The organism is Nostoc sp., from assembly GCF_036917575.1.
In the GTDB taxonomy this organism is placed as follows: Bacteria; Cyanobacteriota; Cyanobacteriia; order Cyanobacteriales; family Nostocaceae; genus Nostoc.
The window spans coordinates 250,642-263,611 of sequence record NZ_JBALDC010000050.1; the positions used below are offsets into that span (position 1 = coordinate 250,642).

Genomic DNA, 12,970 nt, shown 5'->3' on the forward strand with positions numbered 1-12,970 from the left:
GTCTAAGTGTCCCCAATCCTCAGTTCAAGTATTGATACTGTTAATAATTTCCGAAGGCTTGAAGTAATTGTAAGGTATGGGACGAGTTTGATTTCTAATATCTATTTGCCGTTCTATTTCATGCAAATTTTGTTGAAATTGCACCACAATTTCCTGTGCCAATGGATCGGCAAACTCCTCATCATAAAAACCCAATTTGTCATAGTGGTACGATGTTAAAATCTCAGTCCACATCACCTGGTCAGCAGCTTGTTTAAAGGGAGGAAGTATCTTCATAATAGTTTCCAAGTCCACACCTTTAGTTTCTGGAATTGGGTGGTAGGCTGCATAAGGCATATTCGGTACAAAAGCCATATATTCGTACTGAGAAAAATTCAAAGCGGAGTGTAGAGGAGCGCAAGTGAATACTACCACACTGATGATTTCAATCAGTTGTTCTAGAGTCTCAATCTTGGCTGGCATTCCCTTGACTCTACCACCATCTTGAGCCACTAATTCTCTAGCCCAATTTTGCAACTCATAGTCATCACTAATATCCTGTGAGGTTTTGTAATAGAGTTGCAAGTATTCAGCCACAAACTTTTCGACGGCATTCCAAATTAATATGCCATCGTCTCGGAAAGGAAAGTGCGGTAAAATTTCTGGATCATCCGTTTTGCGACTTTTTATTAACCGAGGAAAGGTAAACTTTTCAACACTCCATTCTTCATAAACTTTCGCCACAAATCCAAGAGACTCCGCTAATGAACCTGCCATAAACTCATCAACTGGGCCTCCAGGTTGTAAAAATTGAGTGCGCCCCAAATCGTTATCAAATAGCATAAAACGGAAGTGGGGTTTTAACAGTAAAGCGATGGGATGATTTTCTGCTAGTTGCCGCGCAGTTACAATTGCAAACGGAGCCATAACTGCATGGGTATAGGAAAAATGACTACCCAATTCTTGATGATTGCCATCAGCAATTTGAACGCAGGTTTTTGCCAAAAACCAATCTAAATGGGGATCATCTGGTGTATAAATCACACTTTTTGCACCAGAGTCATGATTAATCTGGATGGCAACAGGCACTAGAGAACCGCCATTAGAACTATGATTACTTTGCCAGTAAAATAGAGCTTGTGGCTTGGGAAGGTACTTTTTAACATTCTCGTAGACACCACCTTTAATATCAGATAACAAAGGGTAATCTAAGAAATATAGCTTGCCTTCCTTGAGTGCCTTTTCCAACGTCAATTCTGTACCTGCAACCTTTTGTAAATGGGAATCTGTAACAGCCAAATTATCAGGTAATACATCTATTCTTTGGATAGCTAATGGGTTTGCTCCAGAGAGTCGTTGTTCTGCAAAACAAGAGTCAGTTTTGTAATTTTTTATAACATCGGGTTTTGGGAGTAGTGACAACAGTTCTTCATATTCTTCCAATTCATCTAATGGATCTAAGAAATTTCTAGCTTTGGCAGCTAGCATATTTGGTACAAGAGTTGCCATACTTGCCAAACGTTTAGCAGTATATTCCGCCGAGAAGTTTTCTTTATGAGGAACTTTATCAATGACTGGTAGAGGAGCTAGATGATTATAATTAAATTTGTATTCTTGTCGATTTTTATCTAGCAAATTGATTCGGACATTAACATCAGGATCTTTGTGTGGTAAATATGGTTTCACGATTATCTCCAATTCAGTTTTTTAACGCTTGCTCGTAAATGATTAACGTCAGAAAGTTGATGAATCACATCAGAATGTAGCAACAAATTGAATTACAGAGTTTTCAGATACTCAATCAAAGCTTTTTTATTCTCATCAGATAAATCAGTGCCATAAATATGCCCCTGATTGGAATTAGCAGTTACAGTCGTATCGTATTTAAAACCTATAGCCTTGGCTTCATCTCCCTCAGTAATAAAACCCACTTTTTTCAGATCGTAGACATCATATCCCCGATAGAAAACTTGAGGACGATTCTCTGGTTTTTCTAACAAATCTTGTAGAGATGGAACTGAACCATTATGTAAATATGGCGCTCTTAACCATAATCCATCTAGGGAAACAGATACATACCCATTGGTTTTGCGTAAATTTTTAAAGTCCCAAGGATAGCCATCACCAAAACGATTGTAAGTGTCTGCTCCTTCTTGTGTCCACATATCTAATCGATGGCGGTCAGTTCCCACTTCTTCTACAGGGATAACAGTACCTGTTCTTTCCCCACCAAAAGCGTGACAAGATGCACAAGTATTAGCAAAAATTTGATTTCCTTTTGCAGCCACTTGCTCATCAACTGTAAATGGATATTTGGGAGGTGGTAGTTCTTGAATAAAATCTTCTACTCGTTGTAAATCAGCTACAGGAAGTGATTTTTTAGTAGCACCATCACCAATTGCTCCAGTTTGAACAGTTTCCGTTAGTGAAGTTTCTAACCCATCCCAATGAAGTGCAAACCCTTTGTGTATCTTTTGATTCCAAAGAGGCATCATATCAGAGTTGCCGATAGTGCTATCTTTGGGCAATTTCAAAGTATTGAATTTAACCGGATTAAAAGGATCAATCCGACCAGGGCCCCAGTTAGGACGAGAATCTGTCCAACTATAGTCTTCTTTTTGTTGCAGCAGCGCTTTCTTAGTTTGAGGAATTAACACATAGCGATAAAGTAAATTTTCTAACCACGAAAGCTCATAGTTATATTTGATTTCGTCAAGGATGTAATCTGCTGTAAATCTAGGATCGCCAGCAGTTGCACTCAAAAATCGTAAATAGCCTTGTGAATCAAACTTATTAGCAGGAGCCGCGGCCACAATTGTGGGTTTATCTTTCTCTGTTTTTCTATAAGTAGCAGTATGACAAACAGCGCAAGTTATACCAACACGAGGAAAGCCAATGGTTTTTTTCGTAAACCCAACTGGCATTTCTTTACCCTCTTCCCATGTGATTCCCAAGGAAGTATAACCACCTGCCCCTGGTAATTTATCAGGGAATATTCGTGGTAGTACCAGCCAAATCCAATAGGGAACACCTTGCGCTTCTTCTGTACCAATAGAACCATATTTAAAGTGTTCTTCAGGCGATTCATAATATGTGGGAACCTCTCGAAAAAGGTTGTACCATCCCACATACCCAACTACACCAGCTAAAAGGATCGCAATTAAAACAATGCTTGCGATTACCCTACCCATTTTATTTTTGAGTATTGTCATGGCACTCTTTTGCTCCTTTGCAGAAGAATCTGTTTGTAGTGTAGGCAAGATACCCACACTAAACTAGGGATAAAATTAGGAGAATTGCTTCACTGGAGTTGTAGCGATCGCATTTTGATCGCGCATTGCTAGTGTGAGAAGAATTACTTCCGTTAATCCAAAAAATAGGTCTACAAAGGCAATAGATAAAAATCCCTTATCTTGACCAAAGAAAAGTACCGCAAAAATGAAAAATGTCGAGCCAAAAGCTCTTGAAGGAAATATTGATATCCAGGCGGTTGCCTGATATCGGTACGGATCAAGTGCTCCAGGAATATAAAATGCACTAATAATAAATAACAGCATTCCCGCAGCGCGAACCCAGATAATTGGCACTGGTATATGCATCTGAAGAAACGTCAGCATTAATTCTGGAAAGAAGCAAGAGGGAATGACAAAAAACATATTAGCAATAATGCCAAGCCAAGTAACGCGACTAAACCATTTAGCGTAATTATTCATTTTTCTCTCCTTTTAAAGCTTTTTCATGTACTCAACTAGTGCATTTTTATCTTCTGTAGGAAGATCAGTGCCGTATAAGTGGCCACTATTACTATTTCCAACTTTTGTTGTATTGAACTTAAAGTATTTCTTACCGTCTTCTACACCGACATCAGATACAAAACCAACTTTTGCTCTGTCAATCACATCGTAGCCACGATAAAATTCTTTTGGTCTATTTTCTGGTGTTTCTAACAAATCTCGTAAGGTAGGGACTGAGCCATTGTGTAGATAAGGGCTGCGTAACCAAACACCATCAAGAGGCATATTTGCATAGCCATTCGTTTTGCGGAAATGATTAAAGCGCCACGGATAGCCTGTATACAGAGTATTTTGGTTAGACATCGTTTTGTAGGTATATGAGTCAAGACGATGGGGATCTGTCCCAATTTCTTGGATTGGTACAACTTTGCCTGTATAAGCACCACCAAAAGCATGACAACTAGCACAATTACTTTCAAAAAGCTGTTCTCCTTTGGCTGCTATAGTTTCGTTAACTTCGTAGGGATATTTTGGTGGTGGTAGTTCCCAAAGCCAATCGGCAACTCTTTGAATTCGAGGCAAATCAATCGTTGTGGGTGTGACTCCAGCGCCTAAAGCCGCACTCTTATTTCGTTCATCAACGGAAGTGTTATTACCATCCCAATGTAACTGCAATCCTTCACGGGGTTTTTGATTCCAAACAGAAGGGAAATCTGAAGTACCAATTAGTTCGTCCTCACGCAATTTATCCATTGGAAAATGGAATTGAATTGCTTTATAAGGATTAAAAGTATCTACTCTTCCTGGGCCCCAATCTGGTTGTTTTTCAACAAACTTAAGTCGAGATGCCTGATTAATTAGTGCATCTCTAGTTTGAGGAATTGCAATGAAGCGATAAAGTAATTTTTCAATGGGATTAAGACCACCACTGATTTTTTCTATTTCTGGTAACATCCGGTTAGCGGTAAAGCGCTCATCTGCACCAACTGTTGATAAGAATTTGATATATCCCTGCAAATTAACCACATTAGCAGGCATTGTCGTGATGATTTGATGTTCGCTATTAGGGGTATTTCGCAGCGTTCCTGTATGACATACAGCACAATTTAACCCAACTCTATCGATAAAGACTCGTCGTTGCGAAAAACCTATAGGCAAATCTTTATCAGGTTCTTTGATAAATCCTAGAGAAGTATAACCTTTTCCAGATAATTTATCTGAAAATAATTCTGGTAAAACTTTCCAAATCCAGTAAGGGATGCCATTGACTGGTTCGCTGCCGATTGAACCATATTTAAAGTGGTTTTCAATATCGGCATAATCCACTGGGGAGTTAGACAAAACAGGCCAAAGGAAAAATACTGCTACTGCTACAATACCTACAATCACAACCCAAATCCTCTGGAAGACTCCCTTGATTAAGGTCGGGAGTAAGGTAGGGTTTGTTTGTTCAGTCATGAAACACTCCCTATATTGTCGAGATTATTTATAAGCGAAATTGTCGATGTGGTACGCATCGCTTTTTTATCTAGATGAATTGACAAGCTGAGTCTGATGAAAAACTGACATGACTTCTTCCATCATCTCTTCATAACTATTGAAGCGATCCTGCTCGTAACAACCCAAGGGATTTTCAATTACATTCAACAGGCATTTATTGCAATAGGTACAGGGTTTATCTGCCAAATCTTTACCTGCTTTAAAAGATTTAACTAAATCGTTGTTAGCAATTAAAGTACGAGCCATTGTAACGCCATCGCAATAATGCTCGTCAATTGCCTGACGAATATAAGAAGCCTGTTGTAAACCACCTGTACATAATACGGGAATATTAACGTGCTTTTTAATTTCTCTGGAATCTAGTAAGTTTTTGCCTTGGTTCTCTATCAGTAGCTGCTTGATTTTGGGGTCTTTTACATCATCACCACTAAATGCTTGAGGAGGCAATTGCTTTTTCACACGGTTCCATAAAAGATTGAAAAGTGGATGCAAAAATGCTTTGCGAAATAAAATGTAGTTGCGTGTAGTCTTTATACCACTTGACAACATGGAATCATAGGTTTTAGTAATGATATCGAAATTAAAATCACCAATGGGATTGAGTGGGTGAGGAAACAAGCTACCAGTTGACACATGAACCCCATCAGCCCCAGCTTCTTCTGCCCATTTACAAACTTGGATAGAATCTTCTATGGTATTACCTGGTTTTTCCCAAAAGGTGACGGCGTTGTTATAGTCAACGGCACTAATTTTGAATTGCAGGTGAAAATCGTCGCCTACTTCTTTGCGGATTGCTCTAATTACATCTAGCAAAAACCGCGCTCGATTCTCTAATGAACCACCATATTCATCTTGACGGTCGTTAATTCCAGAACTGAGAAATTGGTTAAAAAGATATCCATTAGCACTGTGCAATTCCACTCCATCCAAACCTGCTTCACGGGCGCGTCTAGCACCATTAGCAAAGTATTGGATTGTTTCTTTTATCTCTGCTAGCGTCATCGCTTGACACAGAAAGCCGTGAAACGGCTCAGTTTGGCTGGTGGAACTTAACGCTTTTTTTCCGGAGTTTTCTACACCACTAATATCTTGCTGTCGCCCAGAATGACTTAATTGCAAGATCAATTTACAGTCAGATTCGTGGACTTTTTCACCTACTTTTCGCCAAAAAGGAATGCGCTCATCGCAGTCAATGGTGGCGTAATTGGGCATAATTCGTCCCCGGATGGCGACTGGGACAAAGGAAGTAATAATAGCTCCTACACCACCACGAGCAAACTTTTCTTCCCAGTTGATTCGGGCTTGAGTACCTGAACCATCATAGTTATCCCATCTTCCAGAAATGCTTGAGCGAAATATGCGATTTTTTACTGTGAGATTACGAAATCTCAATGGCTCAAAGATAATATCGTTTTCCATGTGTTCCTCTGTCTTCTCTTGTTTCGGCAATAGGATTCGGCTTGGTGAATTCTTCGCAGCACTAACAGTCTCGCTAGAGAACTATTATTTCTAGTGTCTCTAAGAGGGTAGTTTTTTATCTCTACAAATCTCCAGTGGAGAATTTCGGATGCGATCGCTGCGCCAATACTAAATATTAAGTTTTTGTTACTTAAATTTACCTACCAACTTCAGCATCGATATTTATCCTTATTGGTTTTTACAGTTATATAAAGACTTTTGCAGTTTGTAAAGCGATGGAATTCACCGAGCAATTCTTAAAAAAAGTGAAAATTTCTGTCTTTTATTTCTCTTAAAAGGTTAAGGCAACCTTAAAAGTAGCTGCTCACAATTTGTTACAAACCTAACCAAGTAGGTAGGAAATCGATATCACCATAGCAAATTGGTTCTTGAACACCATTGTAAATTTACAATTTTTTAAATTTTTGATTTATAAATGTATAAAAGTTTATTGATGACGTTTTGCAAATTTGTGTAGTAACTTCATATATAACGAACCTCAGTAAGGTACATAAATCATCAAAATCTCCTAAGACTAAATCTGGAAAATGGGAAATTAGTGATGAAGCATTAGTGTACCTCTGTAAAAGTGAGGTCCAGTGGAAAAGGTTTAGGTGTTACAACCAGAGAGTTTTATGAAAAAGACAAGTCTAATTTTTAAGGGCTGTCTGCTCCTCCTGTTCGTGACTATGTTTATAGTCTGCGGCTTTTATGGAACGCCTACAGCTCTAGCTGATGAGTATAGTGAAACACCTATGTCCATAAGTACTGAGTATTCGGATACGGGTGTATCTGAATATCCTGATAACTGTGAAGGTATCGGTTATCTCCCAGATTATACGAAGGAGAATTTGACAGATGCCGAAAAGCGGGGTCGTTGTACTTGGTACTTATGGACTGGCGGTAACGCCAAGTACTATCGCGATTTAGCAAAGCGAACGCTTGGTGGTGTAGACCTGCTAAAGCTGATTGACTCGCGTGCGCATGACGAGCGATTGCAACGTTATGGCGCAATTAACGATCCTGGATGTGAAAAAGCAACAGCGCCAGATGAATATGGTTTGTGGCTAGATAAGTGTAAAGACCCACTTTCAACTGGTGTTATTGGGTTACGTAAATTCCAAAACCCCAACTTCGACTCAGGAAAATGGAACCCTGTTGAATATGTCAAAACCTCACAAATGGAGCCTCCCTATGTGATTGGGCAGTCTTGTGCCATTTGTCACGTAGGATTAAATCCGCTCAATCCACCCAAAGATAAAGAACACCCGAAATGGGAAAACCTCGTACCAGCATTGGGTAATCAGTACATCAAGGAAAACAAATTATTTGCATCCAGCGTTGCGGACAATAGTTTTGTTAAGCAAGTACTTGACTCTCAAAAACCGGGAACCTCTGATACTTCTCGGATTGCCACCGATCACATCAACAATCCGAATGCGATCAATGCCATTTTTAATTTAGGCGATCGCCCCAAATATCCAGAGGTGATGAACGATGGTTCAACCAAGGATGTTAATCATATTCTCAAGGATGGTGCAGACTCTACAGGAGTGCCAATTGCCTCATTACGCGTCTACGTCAACATTGGGATGTGCGGCGATTACTGGACAAGTCTCCATGAGCCTTTATTAGGCAGAACTCCCCAAAAACCTTTTGACATCGAAAAGGCACGCAAGGAGTGCGAAGGCTGGAGACAGACAGAAACACGTATGGCTGATGCCGAAGCATTCTTAAAAACTATCCAGCCGATGCACTTGAAAGATGCAGCAGGTGGTGAACGGTTCTTGACTCAAGATGAGGAAGTTCTCAAACGTGGCAAGCAGGTTTTTGCCAGCACTTGTGCTAGTTGCCATTCCAGCAAAAAGCCATCGGCTGAAATTGCTGCTGACCCCGAACAGGCTCAAAAATGGTATGAAGAGTCTGTACTCAGTAGTAATTTTCTCGACCACAACTTCTTGTCTGATGACCAGCGTTATCCAGTTACTTTAATTGGAACCAATGCGGCGCGATCGCTAGGGACAAATGCCACTAAAGGGCATATTTGGGATCAGTTCTCGTCGAAGACTTACAAAGAACTGTCTTCACCAGGTACTTTGACGCTGTATAACCCCTTCGATCAGAAAAAACCCATCGAATTTAAGATACCTGACGGCGGTTTGGGATATTACCGTACACCTTCACTAGTGAGCATTTGGGCAACAGCACCACTTCTTCACAACAATACGCTAGGACTTTACAACGAAGATCCTTCAGTGAAAGGACGTGTAGAAGCTTATACTGATGCTATGGAAAAGCTGCTCTGGCCTGAAAAGCGTGAGGGAATTATCAGCAGGACAGACCGAAATACGAAATTAGAGCTTCCTCCAGGAGATCCAAATCCGAGATTTAGGCTTCCTGTTCCTAAAGGTACGCCTGTGAATTTGCTGGCAAGCATCAATATGAGAGAGGCAATTACATCTCTTAATCTCGGTAGTCTTTTCCAAGATTTGAAACCGGGCGGTGGAATTAAGGGTAAGTTGGCACGCGTGCTTTTAAGAGCCAACAAATCTCCTGACTTTGTGGAAGATGAGGGTCATTATTTTGGCTCAAATCTGCCAGATGAAGATAAAAAAGCGCTAATTGAGTTTGTGAAAACGTTCTGAGTACAGCTTTATGTGAAATCGTGGCGAATTGAGGGTTGAAATTTAAACGCAAAGGAGCGCAGAGGTAAGCGCAAAGGTACGCAAAGAATTCGGTACGAATTAATGAAATGTTGTACTTAGTACAGTTTTATGTAAAATCGTAGTGTTTTGAACGCTCTAGGGTGGCAGAGAATTCGCTACGAATTAATAAAACGTTGTACTAAGATAACTTGTCTGGATATTTTTTCTCGTTTCCAGGTTAAATCTAGGAACGAGAAAGAATATTTATTAAATAGGAAGGATATATATGCAATATTTACCAATCATTTTTGTTCGTGGATATGCAGGTACACCAAAAGACGTTGAGCAAACAGTTGACGATCCTTTTTATGGATTCAATAGTGGTTCAACTCATATTCGAGTAGATGAGAATGAAAATCCTCGAAAGTTTTTTTTCGAGAGTCCATTACTGCGGCTAATGACCGATCATGGTTATCAACCGATTGTTGACAATCAGAATGTCAGCAATCAGATTAAAAGATTGTCCGACCAACTTTATAAAACTATTTGGATTTATCGATTTTATGATATATCTACACCTAGTTTTGGCTCCTCAAGTGTAGTCAGACAAGAAATGGAGGAGATAGCAAAGGGTTTAAGAGACCTAATTCAAAATGTTAAGGAAACGACTGGTGCGAATAAAATTTATCTGGTTGCCCACTCAATGGGAGGTCTTGTTTGTCGCAGTTTGATTCAAAAGATTTATCCAGAAACAAAAGACGCAGCTATCAATCACATTGACAAATTCTTTACTTACGGTACACCTCATGGTGGCATTGTTTTTGATATTGGAGACGGCTTAATCGAAAATCTGAGAGACACCCTCAGATTAAATAATTCTGATGACTTTGGCCCTCAGAGAATGTATCAGTATTTAACACCTAATGCCCAGCCAACTGATCAGTTACCCAAAGACTTTAAGTCAGAAACACTACAAAATATCGGGGACGCATTTTTGCCAAATCGCGTTTTTTGTATTATCGGTACTAATGCTCATGATTATGAAGAAGGTTTTGGTCTTTCACGCAAAACTGTCGGAGTCAAAAGTGATGGTCTAGTTCAGATTGATAAAGCTTACATCACGGGTGCTAATCGTGCTTATATTCACCGTTCTCATGGTGGACGTTATGGCATGGTGAACTCGGAAGAAGGTTATCAAAACCTGCAACGCTTTTTGTTTGGTGATATTCAGGTAAAACTGTCTCTAAGCAATGTTGAGTTAACAGACCTGGACAATAATTTTTATCAACTGGAAACTAGGGTGGCTTTGCGTGGTCTTCCTATTCCTATATATGAGCAAGCGATCGCTCATTATTGCCCAATTACACAAGAGTTAACCCGAACAGATAAACCTGTTCCTTTATTTACAGCTTTCTTAATCCCAAGAAACTCAGCCAATGACGATAATACCTGTAGATATGCCCTGCGTTTGGCACTACATTCCTTCACAAAACAAGAGAAAAATTGGTTACAGGACCATCATCTCGACCAAGTACCTCTATGGTCTGACTATCTAATTACTGATATTGCCGAATTAAATAGCACTTATGAGGCTCAATACTGTTGGAATTCCGATCAAAAAGAGCCAGTAACAAAGTTAAATCCGACTTCAGAATCCAGTTCAGGTGTATTTGTTGCGTATGTTTCCTTACCTGAACGCGGGCAAAAGGTTTTTGGAACAAATGCGGCAGTTCGTTTGGAAATTTCCCAATGGCAATAAATAAGTGCTTGTTGTTGTGTAATCAGTGATTAGTTTTGTTTACTCAGCACTTCTTAATTATTTTCTAAAGAGAATAATTAAGGTTAAAGAGCTTGGTTAATAATGACTAATAAATAATGATTATTAAAAGACATGAGTTAAAAAGAATGGAGAGATGCAGCCTTCGTCTCTATAAAGATTCTGGATTAACACATAGTTATTTATACCAGATATCTATTTATTTCAAGCTGTTAACAGAGGAAAATTATGCAGAGTAATCGCAAACAAACGGCTCTTATTACTGGTGCATCTAGCGGCATTGGTTATGAATTTGTGAAATTATTTGCCCAAGATGGTTACAATCTTGTATTGATAGCTAGAAGTGTGGACAAGCTGAATAAAATCGCCGATGAATTGAAAAATAGATTTGGCATTAATGTCAAAGTTATTTCCAAAGATTTATCTAACCCGTCAGCCCCAGAAGAAATTTTCACGGAGCTAGAACAAGCATCGATTAATATTGATGTGCTGGTGAACAATGCGGGGTTTGCTACATACGGATTATTTAACGAAATTGACCTGAATGCTGAAATGCAATTGTTACAGGTCAATATTTTATGTCTGACACATTTAACCAAGTTATTTCTCAAAGGTATGGTTAAGCGGGGGTCTGGAAAAATATTAAACTTGGCCTCTACTGCTGCTTTTCAACCAGGGCCGCTAATGGCAGTATACTATGCCAGTAAAGCCTATGTCTTATCGTTCTCAGAAGCGATCGCTAATGAATTAGAAGGCACAGGCGTTTCTGTAACAGCACTTTGTCCAGGGCCTACAGAATCTGGTTTTCAACAAAGAGCTGCAATGGAAGACTCAAAGTTGGTAAGCGGTCAAAAAATTATGACTGCGGAAACAGTAGCCCAAATCGGCTATCATGGTCTATTTGAAAATAAACCTGTTGTCATTCCTGGAATTAAAAATAAGCTACTCGCTGAATCTGTAAGATTTACTCCCAGAAAGCTAGTGACTAAACTAGTTAGAAATATGCAGGAAAGCAAGTAGTAGGTCGGCGTAAATAATTAAGGCAGGGTGCAGGAGGCAGGAGACAAAGTTCTTTAATTTTGAATTTTGAATTTTGAATTGATTTCTCCCCCTGCTTTTTCACTAATCCCCCTGTGGATGCTCATCCCACAAGGTTGTCAATTCCCGTAAACTTTGATGATTGCCATTGCCCAAAATCAGATGATCTAGTACCGGAATGGCCAAAAGCTGCGCCCCTGCTAACAACTGGCGCGTCAATTCTATGTCTTCCTGGCTGGGTTCAAGGTTCCCAGATGGATGGTTGTGGGCTACTATTACCCGCGTTGCGCCTTGACGAATAACTTCTCGAAAAATATCACGGGGAGAGGCTAGGGTTTCGGTTGCAGTACCAATGGTAATTACTTGCGTACCCAATAAGCGATTCTTGACATCTAATAGCACCACTGCAAAACGTTCTTGTGTTTGCCACATCAAATCTTGACTGAGGGTAGCAGCAGCAGCAAGTGGGCTATCAATTAATGTGCCATCGTTGGGACGAGATTGAAAAGCGCGTTTACCCAATTCTATTGCTGCTAAAATACTTGTCGCCTTCGCTGGGCCAACACCAGAAATTTGCATTAACTCAGCAGGACTAACTTCTCGCAGAACCACCAAAGGATCGCGTTGGTGTTTGCCTAATTCGCTCAAGATATATTGTCCCAAACCCACAGCAGATAGTTTTCCTGGCCCTTGACCAGTGCCTAAAAGAATTGCGATTAACTCTGCTGTGGCTAAAATTTTTGCACCATGCGTCATTAATCGCTCACGCGGACGCTCATTTGTAGGTAGGTCAGCAATTCTGAGGCAATAGGTCATAGGAAACTAAGAAAATCGTCACC

General features: G+C 39.9%; 9 protein-coding genes. 3 read left to right on the forward strand and 6 right to left on the reverse strand.

Translation table 11 applies throughout. The annotated features are described in order from the left end of the window. Positions 1 to 24: 24 nt before the first annotated feature. From V7K79_RS14535 to V7K79_RS14555, 5 genes are all read right to left on the reverse strand, one after another. Positions 25 to 1,665: a lipoxygenase family protein gene (locus tag V7K79_RS14535; RefSeq protein WP_335048661.1), complete on the reverse strand. Its 1,641-nt coding sequence runs from the start codon at positions 1,663 to 1,665 to the stop codon at positions 25 to 27. A 92-nt stretch (positions 1,666 to 1,757) separates the two neighbouring features. Further along, complete coding sequence (locus V7K79_RS14540; RefSeq protein WP_335048663.1) at positions 1,758 to 3,191, reverse strand: c-type cytochrome; 1,434 nt, start codon at positions 3,189 to 3,191, stop codon at positions 1,758 to 1,760. Between the two features lie 75 nt (positions 3,192 to 3,266). Beyond that, the gene (locus V7K79_RS14545) at positions 3,267 to 3,692 is read right to left on the reverse strand and encodes a hypothetical protein (protein ID WP_335048665.1); all 426 of its coding nucleotides are present in this window, start codon (positions 3,690 to 3,692) and stop codon (positions 3,267 to 3,269) included. 12 nt (positions 3,693 to 3,704) lie between these two features. Then, positions 3,705 to 5,171, reverse strand: coding sequence for a c-type cytochrome (locus tag V7K79_RS14550; protein ID WP_335048666.1), 1,467 nt, complete (start codon positions 5,169 to 5,171; stop codon positions 3,705 to 3,707). Between the two features lie 66 nt (positions 5,172 to 5,237). Then, on the reverse strand, positions 5,238 to 6,632 hold the full coding sequence (locus V7K79_RS14555; protein WP_335048668.1) for an NADH:flavin oxidoreductase: 1,395 nt from the start codon (positions 6,630 to 6,632) through the stop codon (positions 5,238 to 5,240). A gap of 674 nt (positions 6,633 to 7,306) precedes the next feature. On the opposite strand from V7K79_RS14555, the gene V7K79_RS14560 reads away from it, so the two are divergent. From V7K79_RS14560 to V7K79_RS14570, 3 genes are all read left to right on the forward strand, one after another. Next, complete coding sequence (locus V7K79_RS14560) at positions 7,307 to 9,316, forward strand: hypothetical protein (RefSeq protein WP_335048670.1); 2,010 nt, start codon at positions 7,307 to 7,309, stop codon at positions 9,314 to 9,316. 286 nt (positions 9,317 to 9,602) lie between these two features. After that, the gene (locus tag V7K79_RS14565) at positions 9,603 to 11,075 is read left to right on the forward strand and encodes an esterase/lipase family protein (RefSeq protein WP_335048672.1); all 1,473 of its coding nucleotides are present in this window, start codon (positions 9,603 to 9,605) and stop codon (positions 11,073 to 11,075) included. 246 nt (positions 11,076 to 11,321) lie between these two features. Next, a complete protein-coding gene (locus tag V7K79_RS14570; protein WP_335048674.1) occupies positions 11,322 to 12,113 on the forward strand; it encodes an SDR family NAD(P)-dependent oxidoreductase in 792 nt (263 codons plus the stop codon). 102 nt (positions 12,114 to 12,215) lie between these two features. Here the strand turns inward: V7K79_RS14570 and radC are convergent, their stop codons facing one another. After that, positions 12,216 to 12,947, reverse strand: coding sequence for a RadC family protein (gene radC, locus V7K79_RS14575; protein ID WP_335048676.1), 732 nt, complete (start codon positions 12,945 to 12,947; stop codon positions 12,216 to 12,218). Positions 12,948 to 12,970 lie beyond the last annotated feature (23 nt).